At 39.5% G+C, this 18,853-nt stretch carries 17 protein-coding genes; 6 read left to right on the top strand and 11 right to left on the bottom strand.

Annotation, left to right across the window (positions count from 1 at the left end; all coding sequences use genetic code 11):
• Positions 1-6: 6 nt before the first annotated feature.
• Together SR187_RS04435 and SR187_RS10260 are read right to left on the bottom strand one after the other, a co-directional pair.
• Complete coding sequence (locus SR187_RS04435; RefSeq protein WP_120171637.1) at positions 7-744, bottom strand: response regulator transcription factor; 738 nt, start codon at positions 742-744, stop codon at positions 7-9.
• A 30-nt stretch (positions 745-774) separates the two neighbouring features.
• The gene (locus SR187_RS10260; protein WP_079276155.1) at positions 775-936 is read right to left on the bottom strand and encodes a LytTR family transcriptional regulator DNA-binding domain-containing protein; all 162 of its coding nucleotides are present in this window, start codon (positions 934-936) and stop codon (positions 775-777) included.
• Between the two features lie 353 nt (positions 937-1,289).
• Here SR187_RS10260 and SR187_RS10045 point away from each other — a divergent pair, with 353 nt between their 5' ends.
• Positions 1,290-1,574: a hypothetical protein gene (locus SR187_RS10045; RefSeq protein WP_228026686.1), complete on the top strand. Its 285-nt coding sequence runs from the start codon at positions 1,290-1,292 to the stop codon at positions 1,572-1,574.
• A gap of 480 nt (positions 1,575-2,054) precedes the next feature.
• Here the strand turns inward: SR187_RS10045 and nt5e are convergent, their stop codons facing one another.
• The 8 genes from nt5e to SR187_RS04385 form a co-directional block, all read right to left on the bottom strand.
• On the bottom strand, positions 2,055-4,124 hold the full coding sequence (gene nt5e, locus SR187_RS04420; protein WP_156019180.1) for a cell surface ecto-5'-nucleotidase Nt5e: 2,070 nt from the start codon (positions 4,122-4,124) through the stop codon (positions 2,055-2,057).
• A gap of 269 nt (positions 4,125-4,393) precedes the next feature.
• Positions 4,394-5,662 carry a dihydroorotase gene (locus SR187_RS04415; RefSeq protein ID WP_120171635.1) on the bottom strand — a complete coding sequence of 423 codons (1,269 nt, stop codon included), beginning with the start codon at positions 5,660-5,662 and terminating at the stop codon, positions 4,394-4,396.
• Between the two features lie 259 nt (positions 5,663-5,921).
• Positions 5,922-6,575: a uracil-DNA glycosylase gene (locus tag SR187_RS04410; protein WP_120171634.1), complete on the bottom strand. Its 654-nt coding sequence runs from the start codon at positions 6,573-6,575 to the stop codon at positions 5,922-5,924.
• 10 nt (positions 6,576-6,585) lie between these two features.
• Positions 6,586-7,515 (bottom strand): glycosyltransferase family 2 protein, encoded by a 930-nt coding sequence (locus tag SR187_RS04405; RefSeq protein ID WP_162497004.1) that lies wholly within the window; start codon positions 7,513-7,515, stop codon positions 6,586-6,588.
• Positions 7,516-7,618: 103 nt separating this feature from the next.
• Complete coding sequence (gene pyrE / locus SR187_RS04400; protein ID WP_120171632.1) at positions 7,619-8,251, bottom strand: orotate phosphoribosyltransferase; 633 nt, start codon at positions 8,249-8,251, stop codon at positions 7,619-7,621.
• Between the two features lie 140 nt (positions 8,252-8,391).
• Complete coding sequence (pyrF, locus tag SR187_RS04395; RefSeq protein WP_120171631.1) at positions 8,392-9,105, bottom strand: orotidine-5'-phosphate decarboxylase; 714 nt, start codon at positions 9,103-9,105, stop codon at positions 8,392-8,394.
• Between the two features lie 175 nt (positions 9,106-9,280).
• Positions 9,281-10,216 (bottom strand): dihydroorotate dehydrogenase, encoded by a 936-nt coding sequence (locus tag SR187_RS04390; RefSeq protein ID WP_120171630.1) that lies wholly within the window; start codon positions 10,214-10,216, stop codon positions 9,281-9,283.
• 9 nt (positions 10,217-10,225) lie between these two features.
• Positions 10,226-10,999 carry a dihydroorotate dehydrogenase electron transfer subunit gene (locus SR187_RS04385; protein ID WP_120171629.1) on the bottom strand — a complete coding sequence of 258 codons (774 nt, stop codon included), beginning with the start codon at positions 10,997-10,999 and terminating at the stop codon, positions 10,226-10,228.
• 208 nt (positions 11,000-11,207) lie between these two features.
• Here SR187_RS04385 and SR187_RS04380 point away from each other — a divergent pair, with 208 nt between their 5' ends.
• Positions 11,208-12,119 carry a LysR family transcriptional regulator gene (locus tag SR187_RS04380; protein ID WP_120171628.1) on the top strand — a complete coding sequence of 304 codons (912 nt, stop codon included), beginning with the start codon at positions 11,208-11,210 and terminating at the stop codon, positions 12,117-12,119.
• A gap of 173 nt (positions 12,120-12,292) precedes the next feature.
• On the opposite strand, the gene SR187_RS04375 is transcribed toward SR187_RS04380, so the two are convergent.
• Positions 12,293-12,481: a hypothetical protein gene (locus SR187_RS04375; protein ID WP_120171627.1), complete on the bottom strand. Its 189-nt coding sequence runs from the start codon at positions 12,479-12,481 to the stop codon at positions 12,293-12,295.
• 739 nt (positions 12,482-13,220) lie between these two features.
• Here SR187_RS04375 and SR187_RS04370 point away from each other — a divergent pair.
• The 4 genes from SR187_RS04370 to glgB all read left to right on the top strand — a co-directional run bounded on the left by SR187_RS04370 (position 13,221) and on the right by glgB (position 18,834).
• Complete coding sequence (locus tag SR187_RS04370) at positions 13,221-14,348, top strand: glucose-1-phosphate adenylyltransferase (protein WP_120171626.1); 1,128 nt, start codon at positions 13,221-13,223, stop codon at positions 14,346-14,348.
• Between the two features lie 12 nt (positions 14,349-14,360).
• Entirely contained in the window at positions 14,361-15,476 is a 1,116-nt protein-coding gene (gene glgD, locus SR187_RS04365; RefSeq protein WP_024532531.1) for a glucose-1-phosphate adenylyltransferase subunit GlgD, read from the top strand.
• An 8-nt stretch (positions 15,477-15,484) separates the two neighbouring features.
• Entirely contained in the window at positions 15,485-16,930 is a 1,446-nt protein-coding gene (locus SR187_RS04360; RefSeq protein ID WP_120171625.1) for a glycogen synthase, read from the top strand.
• Between the two features lie 65 nt (positions 16,931-16,995).
• Positions 16,996-18,834, top strand: a complete 1,839-nt coding sequence (gene glgB / locus SR187_RS04355) for a 1,4-alpha-glucan branching protein GlgB (RefSeq protein ID WP_024532529.1) — start codon at positions 16,996-16,998, stop codon at positions 18,832-18,834.
• Positions 18,835-18,853 lie beyond the last annotated feature (19 nt).

Raw genomic sequence — 18,853 nt, 5'->3', positions numbered from 1 at the left:
CCTCACTCAGTGCAGCTGGTCTATAGTCGCCAAAGTAACATCTAATTTTTTTCTTGCAACCAAACAATGTGTCCCATTGGGAAAATAAACAACTTTGGCTTGTCTATCTATTTTGCTAACATTTGCAGGATTGATAAGAAACGAACGATGACACTGTACCAGTCTCTTTTCTTGCTTTAAAATATCTGATAAACTGGCGGTGAACTCCATACAATCAGTTCTTGTATAAAGGATAACCCTATGTGGTCTTGGAGATGTTTCAACATAGTAAACTTCATCAAATGGGTACTGAACTTGGGCATATTTAGATTTGAAATAGAAAGAATCCTCAGCTACTGTTTTACTATCTTTACTCACTGCATACAGTAAAGCTGTTTCTATGCGAGATTCAAATTCTTTCGTTGCTAGTTCCTTTTCAATATAATCTAATGCTGATACTTGATAACGAAAAGAGAGAGGCATAAATTCAGAATGCGTCGTCACAAAAATAATAATAGCATAAGGATCAATATCTCTGATTTGTTTAGCGACTTTAAGACCTTTAAGTTCTTCTGATCTTATCTCAATATCCAAAAAGAACAACTGGTGCGCCCCTTTCTCCTCCACTGAAGCAATCAACTGTTCGGGTTTCCCAGAAATAATAAGTTTTTTGGGCTCTATTTTATGTTTCTCCAAAAGATTGTTAAGCACTTTTTCAATCCTTGTTTGTTGTATAATATCATCTTCTAGTACAAATATATTCATCTTACCAATCTCCTTTATTCAGCTATCGTTCTAGTATCCGTTGGTGGCTACGTCTTGAAAAAACGACTTGATACTGTCCTTTCTCCTTAAGATAAATGGTTTTTCTTGAAAATTGACTGCCTTCATCTTTGAGATATTCACTAAACAATTTCTATGACATCTTAATAAGTCTTCGGGATATAGTTTTTCAATGTTTTATAATTGCTGCAGCAACTCATAGGTTTTCTCTTCGGTAATCATTTAAACATAGTGAGGTTTGATTGGACACGACATAATGGAGTAAATGTCCTTCATCATCACTTTGGTAGTTTCTTGTTTTATTTGCACGATAATGGATTTCATTGGTATCTTCCTCTTGCCTTACCTGAGATACCACGAAATGGATATTTACGCTTTCTAAAATCCCAAACGGTCATCAGAATATCTTAAATGGTATTTGTTATACTATTTAGGAAAGTTAAATGACCATTCAGGAAACATCCTCTAGTTACCAGACCATATTTGATAAAATAGAGTCAAGAAACCGCTAGAAGGAAGAAGACAGTATGATCGAAATTTTTCCAAATTCCCTAACCAGTATATTCGTAACAACTGTCATTAAAGCCTATTTTCTCATCAAAAATATCCGGAAAAAGTCCAAATTATCCCTATACTATCATCCTTATAAATCTGATGTGCCTACCACTTATTTTATCATAAAGTCAAGGCTTTTAACATCCGATCAGATGGCCTTCTACCTGCAAGATATACGAGCTCACTCCGATTTAGCGAACATTATCATCATCGGCAGTCATATCAACTATGAAGAACTTTTCAAAAATCATTATTGAGCATTTGGGGTTATAGACACAACTGAAAACAATTCACTAAAGATCAGCCAGAAGCAAATTCACTTTTATTTAGACGGGCTATATAGTGTAGATGTATAGCCGGTTTGAACAATCTAATCTGACCTACGATCTTTAATTCTACAAGTATTGCTAGAGATTGCTGGTAAGCAGTTTATGGTTAATACAAATTGCCTTGTTTCCTCATATCTTGCCTCTCTATATTCTTCTAAGTTTATGCTATTAGTATTCCGCAGAACTTCTACAACTTTGTAAAGATGGATACAGTTATCTTAATAATTGGTAACTGTGATATTTATCTAGGTAACACATCATACCTAAATCATCCTTGGTTTCTTGACAAGATTTGTAACTGATAGTGAATACCTTTTTACAGAAAGGTACCCACAGCAAGATTACTGAAATAAAATGCCTCCTCAACAACAAAAAACAGAGCCCAAGGACTCTGTTTAAGATGATGATTTATTTGCTCTCTCTACGACGAACAGTTACAGCTAGACCAGCCAGACCGAAACCAAACAAGCTGAGTACCACATTGGATTGACTACTTGTATTTGGCAATGTCGTCGCTTTTGAGGTCTTAGCTGTACGTACTGTATCTGATTTTTTAGAAACCTTGGATTGATCATTCTTTTCAAGAATAGATACTGTTTCTACTTGATGAGGTACAGTGTCAGATTTATCTTCAGGTGTCACATCCGGATTAGAGGTAGGATTTTCAGGATCCGTATCTAATAACATTTCCATAAAATCTGGATAACCATCACCATCTGTGTCCAAACTCGAATTAACAGGTAGCAACCGAGAATATGGATTAACAACTTTATAAGCTGATAAATCAGCAGTTTTCAAGTATTCTGCAAAAACACTGTCCATTGAAGAACCTTCTTCACGTGCACCACCAAGCATAGTATAACCATCACCACCAGCCGCAAGAAAATCATTTGTTGCTAGATAGTAAGTCTTTTGAAGATCTAATTCCTCGTACTTACCGGTTTCTGGATTGAGAATACCAATGATGAGGACACGGTCTTTAGCAGGAAGAGTTGGGTCATAAAATACTTGTGCACCGGAGATGTGAAGAAATCCGCCGCTAGCTTCAAAAAGGGGCATGCCATTTTCATCCAGAATCATCTTACCTGTCTCTTTATCAACTTGCAGGGTAGATGACAAGGACTTGGTAAACATGTCTGCAATCTGCTGACCTGTCACTGTGATTTGTGAAATGATGTTTCCAAATGGCAAAACTGCAATGATATCACCTTTTGTAACTGGTAAATCCTTAGCGATTGTTGCACGGATGCCTCCACCATTGGTTACTGCAAGACTGGTCTTGTTTGAAAATCCTGTTTGACCATAAGCATAGATAGCATCTGCAATAGCACTTCCTAAGTTTGTTTCACGAACACGAACATTTGAACGATCACCATTCAATTCAACATTGTTCTTTTCAATCACTATTTGAGCATTGTCTGCTTCATATTTTGCCTTAATTTCTTCAACAAGCTTGGCAATGGCTTGATTTGGAGTGATATTTTTTGCATCATCGGCAGAAATCAAGCTCGCTTCTCCCAACAATTGTTGAGATCTTAGAGTTACTTTACCAATATTGTTCAGGTATGAACCGGTTTGGTTATAAGTAACATTCTTGCCATAGGTAGTTGCTTCAACTGTATGTGAGTGACCATCAATGACGATGACACGTTTACCTGCAAGTTTACTGTTTTCAGAAAGAGCCTGCGCTAATGTTGACCCCCTCCACTCAACAGGAGTTGTGGAATCTACACCTAAGTGAGCTAAAATGATATAGTTCTTATAAACACGATTATCTGCCAAAGCACGAGCTTCTACCTCATCAATCACTTTATTGACTTCTGTGATAGGATCGGTAAAGGTTACTCCTTCGACATTTTTAGGATGGGTCTTGGTCGCTGTTTCAGGAGTTGTTACACCGATAACAACAAATTCATCTCCTGCAACTGTCGGTGTTTTATCAATGATAGTTGAAGCTTCAAACACACGCGCACCATTTACATAAGTATTCGCACTCAACAACGGAAAGTTCAATGTTTCCTTGTACTTAATTGCTTGATCCATTCCAAAATCAAACTCGTGATTACCGACTACCATCGCATCGTAGCCGACTTGATTCATAATTTTGGCACGATCCTCGCCCTTAGTAGAATTTGAAATCGGTAGGCCTTGGAATGCATCTCCTGCATCTACAACGATAGTATTTTTGACCTTGCTACGCTCCTCTTCAATGACAGCGGCAGCCTTTGCATCTCCAATAACTCCACGTTCTTCAAGAATACGTCCATGAACATCGTTTGTGTGGATAATAACACCTTCCACAGCTTCCTCTGCTACCGGGGTTGTTGCTTCTGCAGTGCTCGCACTCGGGGCAGGGGTGGTAGCTTGATTAGCTTGAGGGGTCGTTGCGGTTTCGGCAGCTTGCACTTGCTGAGTCAAAATAAATGGTGACAACAGTAATGTGGACAATACCGGCAGTAGGAAATCTTTCTTTTTCATAAACCAACCTTCCTTTGGCATTATTGATAGATATATTATACACTTTTTATTCCTCAAAATCAAAACATTGAAATCGCTTACAGTTTAAAAAGGTTCGACAAAAGAGGTTGGGACAATAGTCCAATCTCATATATAAAAAGCGAACAAACCAAGATTCTGATTGTCAGAAAACTAGTTTTGTTCGCTTTTTTTGTTCAATTCTAGATCTAAAGGACTTGATAATTGAGATTTTCAAAATTGAAAATCTTTTTGTCCCAAGCTCTCATTTTCTATTTTCCAAAAACAACCTGCCCATCCGCTATTGTATAGGAAACTTTTCCCTTCAAACAATCTCCAATAAATGGTGAATTGACTGCTTTTGAAGCAAAATCCGAAGCAACAATTCGTTCTGCATCTGGATCAAATATAACTAAATCTGCTGGTCCATTTTCAGCTAAATAACCCGCATCAAGACCGTATAGTTGAGCTGGATTGATGGTCATCTTCTCTAGTAGTTCCAAAAGCGTCAAGTGACCTTCTTCCACCAGATGGGTCAAGCCCAAAGAAAGGGAGGTTTCTAGTCCAGTCATACCAGAAGGTGCCTGCGTCACATCGGTTACACTTTTCTCATCAGCATGATGTGGTGCATGATCTGTTGCGATAACGGTAATGACTCCAGATTTTAACCCTTCTATAACAGCCAACCGATCACTTTCTAAGCGAAGAGGCGGATTCATTTTTGCGTTAGCCCCCTTAGTCAACAACAAATCTTCTGTTCTAGAAAAGTGTTGAGGTGCTACCTCTGCTGTTACATTAGCGCCAAGATGTTGGGCAAATTCCACTACTTTGACTGACTCAGCTTTCGATAAATGTTGGATATGAACCCGCGCACCCGTTTCATAAGCAATCATGGCATCTCGCGCTACCATACTATACTCTGCTACACCAGTCGCACCACATACATGAAAATGCTTGGCTGCCACTTGTTCGTTGAGTCCTAAAATACCATTCAAATCCGGATCTTCTTCATGAAGACTGATGATACAATTCTGCTCCTTGGCCAACTTCATAGCCTTTCTCACAACACCAGCATTTGTTAGTGGAATACCATCATCTGAAAATGCTACTGCTCCTGCTTCTAATAAGGCTGAAAAATCTGTTAAATTTTGTCCATCAAAACAATCTGTAATTGTCGCTACGCTATAGATGTGAATCGCTTCCTTCTGAGCTGAAGCCAGTACTTCTTGCAAGGTCTCAACGGTTGAAATGGTCGGATTGGTATTGGCCATCATGACAACTGAGGTAAAACCACCGGCTGCGGCAGCTAATGCCCCTGTATGAATATCCTCCTTGTGTGTCTGCCCCGGTTCCCGAAAGTGTACATGTACATCTACTAGACCCGGCGCAACTACTAATCCCGTCACATCCAGAACTTTTGCAAAATCACCTTCAATCTTCTCTGCTACCTTAATGATTTTTTTATTTTGAATTAAAATATCACAAACCTTGTCTAATCCAGACTTAGGATCCATCACCCGACCATTCTTTACTAAAAACATTTATGTTCTCCTTTGTTATTAAAATAAAAATCAGAAATAACCACCTCAACAGCTACGAAACTGCCTAAAGCAAATCTAGTTAAAAATAAATGGAAGATACCAAATGAAAATCAAAACCAGATGAAGAAATAAAGCCACAAATAAAACTGAGCTTCGGAAAAGCTGGTTGACAAAGTATAGTTTCAATTTTGCAGAGCCTGATTCTATGTTTCTAAATTCCTCAGAACCCGAGTTTAAAAATGAGGAATTAGGGCATTGATTATTTCAACCAATCAATACCAACTAACCCCTGAGCAATTAGAAAATCATTTGTCTGCGAGAAAGGCCGACTACCAAAGAAGCCACGATGGGCTGATAAGGGACTCGGGTGGGCTGACTCAATAATCAAATGCTTGGGATTGGTAATTAAAGCTTTCTTTTTACGAGCATAGGAGCCCCATAGAATGTATACAACCGGCTGTTCCAGATTATTAACCACTTTTATAATTGCATCTGTAAAAGGCTCCCAAATCTGACCAGCATGTCCATTTGCTCGCCCTGCTGGCACAGTTAAACAAGCATTGAGCAAAAGGACACCTTGTTCAGCCCAAGAGGTCAAGTCATGTTCCTCCTTGATACCAATATCATTAGCTAGTTCCTTGAGAATATTTTGAAGAGATGGCGGCGCAGGAACCGTATTCGGTACTGAAAAAGACAAGCCTTGAGCCTGTTGTGGACCATGATAGGGATCCTGTCCCAAGATAACGACCTTAACCTTATCTAAAGCTGTAGTCTGAATGGCTGCAAAAACCTTCTCACGCGGTGGATAGACTATTCCACCAGCATAAACATAATCTAAAAATTGATTGATCTTTCCAAAATAATGCTCTGGCAACTGGGTCTTTATCAAGTCATGCCAAGCCGAATGTTTCATACTGTAACTCCTAATTAGAACTTTTTTCCTTAATGATATAAATCGGACGTTTTTTTGTTTCTAAGAATACTTTTGCCAAATATTTACCAAGGATACCAATCGTCATCAACTGCAATCCACCTAAAAAAAGGATAATACAAATGGTTGAAGGCCAGCCGATAGTTGCTTCTCCAAATACCAGAGTTTTAAAGACAATTAGAGCCATCAAAACAAGGGATAACAGGAAAGTGAAAAAACCTGTGTAAGATGCGAGATTCAATGGTGTGTCCGAAAAATTGATAATCCCCTCAACAGAATAGGATAGCAACTTCCAAAAAGACCAGCTTGTGGCCCCAGCAACACGTTCCACATTTTTATAATGTAGGTATTTCGTCTCAAAACCAATCCATGCAAAGATTCCCTTAGAGAAGCGATTGTACTCTGAGACTGATAAAATTGCATCCACCATCTGACGTCTCATCAGACGAAAATCACGAGCACCATCCACTACTTCCACCTGGCTAATCCTATTCATCAACTTGTAAAATAGCTTGGCAAAAAAACTACGAATCGGCGGCTCCCCATCTCTACTTACACGGCGGGTCCCCACACAATCCAAATCAGAATTGGCTTCAAGTAGCGCCTTCATCTCTATCAACATTTCCGGTGGGTCCTGAAGATCAACATCCATAACTGTTATCAAATCTCCTTGGGCTTCTTGTAAACCAGCATAGAGTGCAGCTTCTTTCCCAAAATTTCGTGAAAAGGAAAGATAGCGAACTTTTGTATCCTCAGTAGCCAACTGACGTAGAACCTTTAGAGTACCGTCTTTTGATCCATCGTTAACAAAAAGATACTCAAACTCTTCTTCCATCTCCCTACGGACTTTTTCCATGGCCTCGTAAAAATAAGGGATTACCTCTTCCTCATTAAAGCAAGGCACGATAACTGAAATCATGATTTTCTCCTCATACTGTCATTTTTGTACTTTAAAGTACTCAGTGACTATTATACCATTTTACAGAATTAGTTCCTAAAAATCGTACACCTTGAGGTTCTAGATTCTATTCTTCTTGCCAAGTTTCTTGATTTTGACGGAACTTTTTAAGCAAATTCAAGCCATCTGCATTGATATAACCTTGTACCTTAGCTACTTTGATGAGTTCCGAGTAATTGCTAAGTGTCACTAGCTTCACACCAGCATTATCAAAATTACGCTCTGCACGTGGCAGTTCATAAGTGAAAATAGCAATTACACCTACCACATCTGCACCCTCACGTTCTGCGGCAGCAACTGCATCAAGAACCGAACCACCCGTAGAAATCAAATCCTCAATAATGACCATTTTTTGTCCCTTGACAATACGTCCTTCTAGCTGATTACCGGCTCCATGATCTTTGGGCTTGCTACGAATGTAGGTAAATGGTAAATTCATCCGATCAGCAATAATGGCTCCATGCGGAATCCCTGCTGTCGCTGTTCCCGCGATTACTTCAACTTCTGGAAATTCTTCTTCAATACGCTGAACAAACCCATCCTCAATCAGATTACGGGTCTCAGGATAAGAAAGCGTAATGCGATTGTCAGTATAAATTGGCGATTTGATCCCCGATGCCCATGTAAAAGGCTTTTCCGGACGCAGATGAACTGCCTTAATATCCAACAAGTATGATGCGATTTCCGTTGCTAGTGTCATAATAGACCTCCTCATGTAATGCGTGTTCTGTTTTTCCAAGCTTATCTCGCCAGATAAACTCGTAAGTTCCATAGAATGCTTGACACGTGAGCCCGTATCAACTTTATAATGTGTAATTGCTTAATATGTCTTTTCCCCTCTTACTGCCCCATCTTATCCACTTCTGTATTCCATTCTTTCTTGATGTCTAAATAGGCTTGATAAGGATTTTCTGCTTTTGTAATGGGACGACCAACCACTATGTAATTACTACCAATACGTGCTGCATCTGCCGGTGTCATAACTCGCTTTTGATCTCCTACATCGCTACCTATCGGACGAATTCCCGGTGTCAGACAGATAAAATCTTGCTCAGTTGCCTGCTTAATCATAGCTACTTCCTGAGCTGAACAAACAACACCATCTAGCCCTGCTTGAGCTGCCTTTTTGGCATAATGAACCACTGCTTCTTGTAGACTAGTTTGGATGTTCTGGTCATTCCTCAGCTGCTCTTCCGATGTTGATGTCAACTGAGTAACTGCAATCAAGACTGCTTTTGTCCCCAAACCTCGTTTAGCAGCCTGCATCATTTCCACACCACCGGCCGCATGAACATTCGTCATATCAACACCCATTCCAGCTAGGACCCGCATTGCTGCCTCAACGGTATTTGGAATATCATGAAGTTTTAGGTCTAGAAAAATACTGTGGCCACAACCTTTCAGATAGGCGATGATGTTTGACCCTTCCGCGTAATACAATTCCATTCCCACCTTCACATAGAGCTTTTCCTGTGATGGAAACTGTTCAAGAAAAGACTTAACTTCTTCTCTACTAGCAAAATCTAAGGCAATGATTGGTCGTTTTTCTTTCATAAAATCCTTTCATCTACACAAAAACCCCTGCCAGATTGGACAGAGGTGGGTTACACGAAACCAGCCTGAGAACAGTGCCTCAAGTTTTTTTACATGACACCTTTTCAGCCTCTCTGGACTTAGTTAAAGGAGATATTTTCTTTTATCTTATTCTTTTATTCTATGTTTGTCAATGCTAGCCCAAGCTGAGCTTGACCTCTTGGCGCAATTTTTCTAAGCTACTGATACCCAGATTATCCATACACTCTGGTAAGTCTTTAATAATCGTAGGACAGGCAAAGGGATTTGTAAAGTTTGCTGTACCAATACCGATTGCAGATGCACCAGCAATCATCATCTCTATCGCTTTATCTGCCGAATCAACTCCCCCCATACCGATAATCGGCAGGTTCGTCGTTTGAGCAACTTGACGAATGAGCTTCAAAGCAACTGGAAATATTGCAGGTCCAGACATACCACCTGTTCCGTTCGCCAGAATTGGCTGACGCGTTTTGAGATCAAACCGCATACCAACTAAAGTATTTATCATCGTCAGTCCACTAGCACCTGCATCTTCTGCTGCTTTGGCAAGCAAAGTAATATCAGCTACACTCGGTGTCAATTTGACAAAAACAGGAACGGACGAGGATGCGACCGCTGCTTTTACAGCAGCATATGCAAGCTCTGGAACCTGTCCGATGAGTAGCCCCTTGTTCCCGTGATCGACATTAGGACAGGAGATATTTAACTCAATGGCTTTTACATTTGAAGCTTTGGACAGCTTGCCAGAAACATAAGCATATTCTTCATTTGAAAAACCAGCTACATTGGCAATGATGGGTAGGCTTGGAAAGTTGCTCGCAAGCCATGGTAGTTTTTCAGATAAAACTACATCCACACCCGGATTTTGTAATCCAATGGCATTGAGCATTCCTGCTGGAGTCTCGGCAACCCGAGGAGTCATATTACCATAACGTGGGTGACGAGTCGTCGCCTTAATCATGATAGAACCAAGTTGATTTAGGTCGTAATAGCCTGCATATTCCTGACCAAAACCGAAACACCCCGAAGCAGGAATGATAGGATTTTTCAACTCTAATCCCGGCAATGAAATCGCTAGTCGTTTATTCATACCATTCTCCTATAAATTTAGACTGCCTGTTGCAAAGACTGGACCTTCTTTGCAAACCCGCTTATTTTCATGTTCTGGTCCCTGCTTGGGCTTGACAACACAGGCATAACAAGCCCCCATTCCACAAGCCATACGAGCTTCCAGAGAAACATAGGCATGTGGATGATCCTGAAAGCGTTGGTCAACATACTTCATCATAGCTGGTGCACCACAGGAATAGATTGCAGCAAATCCTTCAGATAGGTGATTAACAACCGAAGCAACATTCCCCTTTTTCCCGTAGGAACCATCATCCGTTGTAACATAGACCTGTCCATAGCGGCCTAATTTTTCTTCTAAAATAACTGCCTCTTTTGTGGCAAAACCAATGACTGACGTAACCTTTGCACCACGGTGAACGGCTCGCTTGGCTACTTCAATTAAGGGAGGCACTCCTATTCCTCCACCGATGAGGAGGATATGATCCCCTTCTTTGAGAAAATCGGTATCAAATCCCTTTCCGAGTGGTCCCATGACATCTAAATTCTGTCCTGAAACCATTTTTGAAAAAACATTTGTCCCTTGACCTTCAACTCGGTAGATAATACGACATTGTGAATTTTCTACATCAATCTCAGAAATCGAAATCGGCCTCCGCAAGAGCATAGAATCATCGGGAACACGTATATGGATAAATTGTCCCATTTTCATTTCTCGAACCATATTTCCTTTTAAGGTCATGGCAAATATCCGTGGTGCCAACTGAACTTGTTCCACAATCATCATCTGTTCTTTTAAAATCATCTTTTCTCCAATTCTATGTTGCACAGAAAACAAGAAAGTCGATGTAGAGAAAAAACCTTGCTAGCTAAGCAAGGTCACACGAAAAGAAGGCAGTAATTGCCCCAATATTCACGTTCCCTTCTTCGCCTCTCTGGACTCAGTTAAAGGATATATTTTCAGCATTATACATTTTTTCAAATATTTTGTCAAATCATGATACAATAGAAATATGAGAATCCAACAATTATACTACATTATCAAGATTGCAGAAACAGGTAGCATGAACGAAGCGGCTAAGCAACTCTTTATCACCCAACCAAGCCTTTCCAATGCTGTTCGTGATTTGGAAAAAGAAATGAACATCAAGATTTTTTTCCGTAATTCCAAGGGCATTACTTTGACAAAGGATGGAATGGAGTTTCTTTCTTATGCTCGCCAAATCGTTGAACAGACTGAGCTTTTAGAAGATCGTTACAAAAATCCAATCGCCAAGCGTCAACTGTTTAGTGTATCATCTCAGCACTATGCATTCGTAGTCAATGCCTTCGTTTCTCTGCTAAAAGAGACGGAGATGGAAGATTATGAGCTATTTCTGAGAGAAACTAGGACCTGGGAAATCATTGATGACGTGAAGAACTTTCGTTCTGAGATTGGAGTTCTTTTTCTCAATCACTTCAACCGCGATGTCTTGCTAAAACTCCTAGATGACAATCGTCTTTCTTACACCCATCTCTTTACAGCCAGCCCCCATGTCTTCATCAGCAAGACCAATCCCCTTGCCTCAAAAAAATCTATCACACTGGATGAATTATCTGACTTCCCATATCTGAGCTACGAACAGGGGATTCACAACTCCTTCTACTTTGCTGAAGAAATTCTAGCCCAAGAACACCACAAAAAATCCATTGTTGTCTCTGACCGAGCTACTCTCTTCAACCTCCTCATTGGTCTAAATGGCTATACCATCGCTACCGGTATCCTAAACTCAAATCTAAACGGAGACAATATCGTCTCCATCCCTCTTGAATGTGACGATGAAATCGAATTAGTTTATATTCAGCATGAAAAATCCCTCCTATCGGACATGGGAGAAAAGTTCATCAACTACTTACTTGAAGAAGTAAAATTTGATGAAAAATAAGGGAATCATATATCAGTTTGCACTATAAATTCATAAAAGGCTTGGAATCACCTCTAAAAAATATTGATTCCAAGCCTTTTTGAAAAACTATTGACTATAGATGACCTTTCTGTCCAGTTCCTTTTGGTTTATTGAATAAATTCAGCTCATCAATAATTTGTAAACTGAATAAGTTAAAGCGAGGTCACACTCCTTTGTTTTACTTCTATTAAAACATTTTTCCATTGCAAAAACAATTTAGCTCCCTTTTCAGAAATAATCAAGTCTTTCAATTCCGTAGTTGCCAACGTTTCTCCATTAGTGGTATCAAGAAATAGCTCATTGTGATAAAACTGGCTATCAGATTCTCTTAGACTTTTCATGTAGTTTTGAGTTTCCAATGTAATAAATCAGTATAATCAGTGAAGATATCGTCTATTGAAACATTAACATTAGTCTATGGAAGATAGTCTTTGTAAAACCTTAATTGCCCATCAACTTCATTTGAAAAATGGTTAGGCATAGTGACAGGCAAACAGTACAAAAAACTCTCTACAAATATGTGAAAAAGCCTATTTTTCTACTTTACAACTCACGCTTGATTACATAATCAGCGTGAGTTGTAAGCTGTGATTGTGTTCATACCAATCACTTCCTTTACTTTTATAACTCTATTATAGCATTTTAATATTTGTACAGTAGAACTTTACACTTTTGTTAAATTTTGTAAAAAAAGTATTTGTCATTGCTACAATAGACTGAACACCTAAGAAGTACCAGAAGGTTAATAGCAAACCAATAGGTTATCAAGTCAGTCTCTCCGATGGATTTTATGATAAATGCACCAAATTTTAAAATGAAAGTTACACCTTCGACTTTGTTAGACCCCATCGCTCCTTTTACGCTCAACTTATGTGTCAAAAATCAGAGGTAGACCGATAGATTACTTCAAAAATAAATACAATTTTATATAGACAAACACAAAATAATATGCTATGATATATTTATGAAAGATGTTGAAAGTGAAAATGAAAATATCTCGTTTTCACCCCTAGGAAACGCTTTCATTTTTTTGTATTCTATGCTATAATACATGTATCACATATATTAAGGAGTGGTTAGATGGCTCAAAATAAAATGTTAGCTATGATTCTTGCAGGTGGACGTGGAACTCGTCTAGAAGGTTTAACCAAAAAAGTTGCCAAGCCAGCGGTTGCATTTGGTGGAAAATACCGTATTATTGACTTTCCACTCAGTAACTGTGCCAACTCAGGTATTGATATTGTCGGAGTTTTGACTCAGTACGAACCTGTCCTCTTGAATTCATATGTTGCTCAATCGCAACGGTGGGGACTAGATGTCCGAGGCTCTGGTATCTTTGTGCTACCTCCAAGTGAAAAAATAGAAGGTTTTGGACTCTATAAGGGGACCGCAGATGCCATTACTCAAAATATTGATTTCATTGACCTTCATAATCCAGAATACGTACTAATTTTGTCCGGTGATCACATCTACAAGATGAACTATGACAAACTCCTTGATACCCATATTCAGAAGAAAGCAGATGCTACTATTGCTGTTATAGAGGTTCCAATCAAGGAAGCTTCTCGCTTTGGTATCATGAATACAGATGAAAACTACCGTATTGAAGAATTTGAGGAAAAACCAGAAAATCCTAAGAGCAATCTTGCGTCCATGGGTATTTATATCTTCACATGGAAGACCTTGAAAAAATATCTCCAAGAAGACGATAAACTAGATACTTCTTCTCACGACTTCGGTCACGATATCATTCCAAAGTACCTAGAAGATGGTCGTACTCTTGTAGCACATCCATTCCGAGGTTACTGGAAAGATGTCGGTACTGTTAATAGCCTTTGGGAGTCTAACATGGACTTGATTGACCATGCTGGGGATCTGGATCTTTCTGATCGGTCATGGAGGATCTATTCTGAGGACAAAGGCTCTCCTGCCCAAGTGATCGGTGCAACTGCCACCGTAAAATCTGCCTATATTGATAAGGGCGCTGTTATCGATGGAACAGTTGAACATTCTGTTATCTCAACCGATGTCCAGGTCAGCCAAGGTGCAATTGTTAAAAATTCTGTCATTTTGCCTGGAGCCATTATTGGTGAAGGGGCTGAACTCAATCATGTTATCGTAGCTGAAAACATTAAAATCGCAGATGGTATCAAACTGACAGGCGATGTGGACAATATCCTCTTGATTGATAAGAACGTAACTAAGTAAGAAAGGACTGCTATGTTAAGAAATACCCTCGGAATTGTAAATATTGAAGGAAATAATGTACACTTTGGCGATGTGATGAGACATCGTGGCGTGCAAGCCTTTGGTTTTTTGGGTCGCTACCGCCTCATTGACTTTGTCTTATCCAATATGTCAAACTCTGGAATTAGCGAATTTCAAGTCTACATGCCTACAGAGATGCGTTCTACCATTCAACACGTCGGTACAGGTAAACATTACAATATCAATAGTAAACGTGGCTCTCTTCGCTTGCTAAATAGCGCAACAGATCCAAGCAGCGTTTACCGTCATGATATTAACGCATTTTCAGAAAATATCCACTACATTGAAAGTTCTAATAAAGAGTACGTGTTGATTGCACCATCCTACTTCATTTACAGTCAGGATTTTTCAAAAGTTATGAGCGAACATCTTGCAACTGGTGCAGATATAACCGTTCTTTACAAGAATGTTTCCGATGCTAAAGACCATTTCATTGGATGTCAAACTCTTAAGTTTGGTGAAGATAGACGGATTGTCGCTTTTGAAGAAAACCATGGTAAGTATAAAAACCGTCCAGTTTCTCTTGAGGCCTACATTATGAAACGCACAACATTCATTGATCTGATTAGACGTGCAAATAAGGTTTCATCTCTCTATTGGCTAAAAGATATACTGCGCGATACAGTTGATCAATACAAAATCATGGGCTATGCACACCGAGACTATGTCGCATGTATCAATACTACTGCTTCGTATTTCAAAACTCAAATTGAGTTAATTGACCAAGATACGCGCAAATTGCTCTTTAAACACGATTGGCCAATCCATACTCAAACAAGCGATAGTTCGCCATGTCTATATGGTCCCCTTGCTGAGGTCAAACGCAGCCTGATTTCCAATGGTGCCAATATCAATGGTCAAATCGAAAACTCTGTTATTGACCGTGACGTTGTTATTGAAGAAGGTGTTGTCATCAAAAACTCAATCATTCTCAATGGTGTAACGATTAAAAGTGGTGCAAACATTGAAAATGCTATTATTGATAAGGCAACAAAAATCATCCATCCAATTGATATAAAAGGAAGTGAAACATCGCCTTCATACTTGAAACCATATCAAATCATATAGGAGCTAATATGGCAAAAAAATCTGTTCTCTTTGTGGCATCTGAAGGACTTCCATTTATCAAAACCGGTGGTTTAGCTGATGTTATCGGCTCTCTCCCTAAAGAATTGGTAAAACAAGGCTTGGATGTCCGCGTAGTCCTGCCACTATATAAAAAAATTGCTATGGCCAATCATGCTGATTTCGACTATGTATCTAGCTTTGATGTACGTGCAGGTGATATTCAGTCCATGGCCAATGTTTATAGCCAAGTCATTGACGGTGTGACTTTCTACTTCATCGAACACCGTGATTTCTTTGAACGTGATGAGTTGTATGGATACGATGATGATGCCATGCGTTTTGGCTACTTCCAACATGCTACTTGTCGCTTGTTAGAAGCGTTGAACTTCTTCCCAGATGTGATGCACACTCATGATTGGCATACCGCTGCTCTTCCTTTCCTTTGCCGCACCTTCTATAGCTACCGTGAGGAATTTCGAAATATCAAGCATGTCTTTACAATTCATAACCTTGCTTTCCAAGGTATCTTCCATAAGCAAGCACTCTGGTCAGCTCTCGGTATGGATTACAGCTACTATCTGGATGGTATCGCACGCTTCCACGACGAGTGTATCAGCTTTATGAAATTGGGTATTCTCTATGCTGATAAAGTTAGCACAGTATCAACTACCTATGCTCGTGAAATATTGACAGAAGAATTCGGCGAAAATATGCAACATGTTCTCGAACTACGTAGACATGACCTCGTTGGTATTGTCAATGGTATTGACTATGATAGTTGGAATAGTCAGACAGATCAGTATCTTGTAAAGAACTATGGTTTAGAAACCCTTGGAGACAAAAAAGCTAATAAATTAGCTCTACAAGCTCAATTTGCCTTACCTCAAGATGAAAATGTCTTGATGATTGGTATTGTATCCCGTTTGACATGGCAAAAAGGCTTCTACCTTTTAACCGAGGTACTCGGTCATCTTTTACAGGCACATGTACAATTTATTATCTTGGGTAATGGAGAAGCAGACATCGAAAATGCCTTTAATCATTTTAAACATACTTACCCTGAAAAATTTGCCTTCTATCGTGGTTACAATGAGCCTTTAGCGCATCAAATTTATGCAGCAAGCGACCTTTTCCTCATGCCTTCTATGTTTGAACCATGCGGAATCAGCCAGTTGATTTCTATGCACTATGGCACACTACCACTGGTACGAGAAACCGGTGGCTTGGTTGACACAGTGACACCTTACCATATAGATACCAAAGAAGGAACGGGCTTCAGCTTTGGTGGACGAGATGCCTATAGTATGCGTCAAGTCTATGATTTTGCTCTTCAAACCTATTATGACCGTCCAGAAGATTGGTATGCAATGGTCCATCAAGCTATGAAGCGCGATTTCAGTTGGACAGCTTCTGCTGAAAAATACATCTGGCTTTATCGTGAAATTAGTGGTTAGAATAAAAATTAGAACTGAACTGGAGTGCGACCACTGTCCACTCCTTTTCGGCAATGGAGATTGCTATGACAGAATTTACTGATTTAGATTTATATTATATGAACTCCGGCGAGCATACCACCCTCTATGAAAAAATGGGTGCTCATATCATTAAGCTACGCAATAAGATTCTTGGTACTCAATTTCGTGTCTATGCTCCCAACGCCAGAGAAGTATTTGTAGTTGGTGATTTTAACGGCTGGCAACGTAGTCACCAGATGCAGTGGGAAATCGATGGAACATTCCAACTGTATATCGAAGGACTGAGATCGCTAGAAAATTACAAGTATCTCATTATCACTCATGACGGTCGGGAAATGTATAAGGCAGATCCGTATGCATTTTTCAGCCAAGTTCGTCCCGATACCGCCTCTACAACCTACAATCCACGTTACAAGTTTAAAGATGATGTCTGGATGTACAATCGTGTAAATTATGATTTTAAGCAACAACCGGTATCCATCTATGAAGTTCATCTGGGATCCTGGAAACAAAAATTGGCCAATAAAAACGAAGAGGCTTCTTCAACCACCACTTTTTATTCTTACAAGGAAATCGTTCCTCTTCTGATTGAACATGTCAAGGAAAATCATTACACACATATCGAATTACTTCCAATAACAGAACACCCTCTAGATGCATCCTGGGGATATCAAGTAACTGGATATTATAGTCCAACTAGTCGCTATGGAAAACCTGATGAGCTGAAGTATTTAGTTGACCAATGCCATCAGGCAGGTATCGGAGTCATTTTAGATTGGGTACCACTTCACTTCTGCAAAGATGCGCACGGGCTCTATCAATTTGATGGTAGTTGGCTATATGAGTATCCCAATGAACACGACCGTGAAAATCACCAGTGGGGAACAGCTAATTTTGATCTAGGTAAGGGTGTAACACGTTCTTTCTTATTATCAAACCTCAAATATTGGCTGGAATACTTCCATTTTGATGGCATTCGTGTTGATGCTCTATCCTATCTTCTTTATTGGCGTGGGGAAACAGACGAAGACAAGATAAACCACGCTGCAATAGATTTTATCAAGCGGGTCAATGCCATGGTTCATACTGATTATAAGGGTGTACTGATGATTGCAGAAGACTCTTCTAGTTTCCCTAAAGTCACACATTCTCTTGAAGAGGGTGGTATTGGCTTTGATATGAAATGGGATTTAGGCTGGATGAATGATACGCTAAAATTTGTAGAGCGACCTGCCATTTATCGTAAGTATCATTCTAACGAAATCACCTTTGGTATGTACTACAACCAAAATGAACAATTTTTACTACCACTTTCTCATGATGAAGTGGTTCATGGCAAATGCTCAATCATCAACAAAATGAACGGAGATTATGATGATAAATTCCACCTAGCGCGGGTTTATTATAGCTTCTACTTCGCTCATCCTGGTAAGAAATTACTTTTCATGGGGAATGAATGGGGGCATATCCGAGAATGGCATGAGCATACAGAAATGGACTGGAATCTACTGAACTTTCCAATCCATCATTCTTTCTACCAGATGATGAGGACTCTTTCCACTTTCTATAAAGAGCATGATGCTTTCTGGAAGTATGACTATCAAGCCTATGAAAAAGGCTTTAACTGGATAAAAATTGATGAAGAAGCCAGTCTCTACGCATTTTCACGCATGAGTGACGAGCAAGAAATCTTAACGGTTCACAACTTCAACGATCAAGAACTTTTTAATGTTCACCTAGACCTTCCAGCAGGTTCTGAATATCAATTGGTCTTCTCATCTAACACCATTCCGATGGAATCGTTCACCCTCTATCCAGATGAAAACGGAGCAACTATTACCATTCCACGCTTAACCAGTTTCTATTTAGAGCGCACAAGATAAGCAAAATTCTATATTAGAA

It is taken from the genome of Streptococcus ruminantium (genome assembly GCF_003609975.1).
Taxonomy (GTDB): Bacteria; Bacillota; Bacilli; order Lactobacillales; family Streptococcaceae; genus Streptococcus; species Streptococcus ruminantium.
Note: the sequence above shows the minus strand (reverse complement) of the source record. Positions and strands in the feature narration are given on the sequence as shown.

What these genes read in the sequence shown, in the direction of transcription:
- SR187_RS04435 (WP_120171637.1), bottom strand. Translation starts at nt 744, where the DNA reads ATGAATATATTTGTACTAGAAGATGATATTATACAACAAACAAGGATT.
- pyrF (WP_120171631.1), bottom strand. Translation starts at nt 9,105, where the DNA reads ATGAAAGAAAAACGACCAATCATTGCCTTAGATTTTGCTAGTAGAGAA.
- glgD (WP_024532531.1), top strand. Translation starts at nt 14,361, where the DNA reads ATGTTAAGAAATACCCTCGGAATTGTAAATATTGAAGGAAATAATGTA.
- SR187_RS04380 (WP_120171628.1), top strand. Translation starts at nt 11,208, where the DNA reads ATGAGAATCCAACAATTATACTACATTATCAAGATTGCAGAAACAGGT.
- pyrE (WP_120171632.1), bottom strand. Translation starts at nt 8,251, where the DNA reads ATGACACTAGCAACGGAAATCGCATCATACTTGTTGGATATTAAGGCA.
- SR187_RS10045 (WP_228026686.1), top strand. Translation starts at nt 1,290, where the DNA reads ATGATCGAAATTTTTCCAAATTCCCTAACCAGTATATTCGTAACAACT.
- SR187_RS04370 (WP_120171626.1), top strand. Translation starts at nt 13,221, where the DNA reads ATGGCTCAAAATAAAATGTTAGCTATGATTCTTGCAGGTGGACGTGGA.
- SR187_RS04375 (WP_120171627.1), bottom strand. Translation starts at nt 12,481, where the DNA reads ATGAAAAGTCTAAGAGAATCTGATAGCCAGTTTTATCACAATGAGCTA.
- SR187_RS04385 (WP_120171629.1), bottom strand. Translation starts at nt 10,999, where the DNA reads ATGATTTTAAAAGAACAGATGATGATTGTGGAACAAGTTCAGTTGGCA.
- glgB (WP_024532529.1), top strand. Translation starts at nt 16,996, where the DNA reads ATGACAGAATTTACTGATTTAGATTTATATTATATGAACTCCGGCGAG.
- SR187_RS04410 (WP_120171634.1), bottom strand. Translation starts at nt 6,575, where the DNA reads ATGAAACATTCGGCTTGGCATGACTTGATAAAGACCCAGTTGCCAGAG.
- SR187_RS04415 (WP_120171635.1), bottom strand. Translation starts at nt 5,662, where the DNA reads ATGTTTTTAGTAAAGAATGGTCGGGTGATGGATCCTAAGTCTGGATTA.
- SR187_RS04360 (WP_120171625.1), top strand. Translation starts at nt 15,485, where the DNA reads ATGGCAAAAAAATCTGTTCTCTTTGTGGCATCTGAAGGACTTCCATTT.
- nt5e (WP_156019180.1), bottom strand. Translation starts at nt 4,124, where the DNA reads ATGAAAAAGAAAGATTTCCTACTGCCGGTATTGTCCACATTACTGTTG.
- SR187_RS04390 (WP_120171630.1), bottom strand. Translation starts at nt 10,216, where the DNA reads ATGAATAAACGACTAGCGATTTCATTGCCGGGATTAGAGTTGAAAAAT.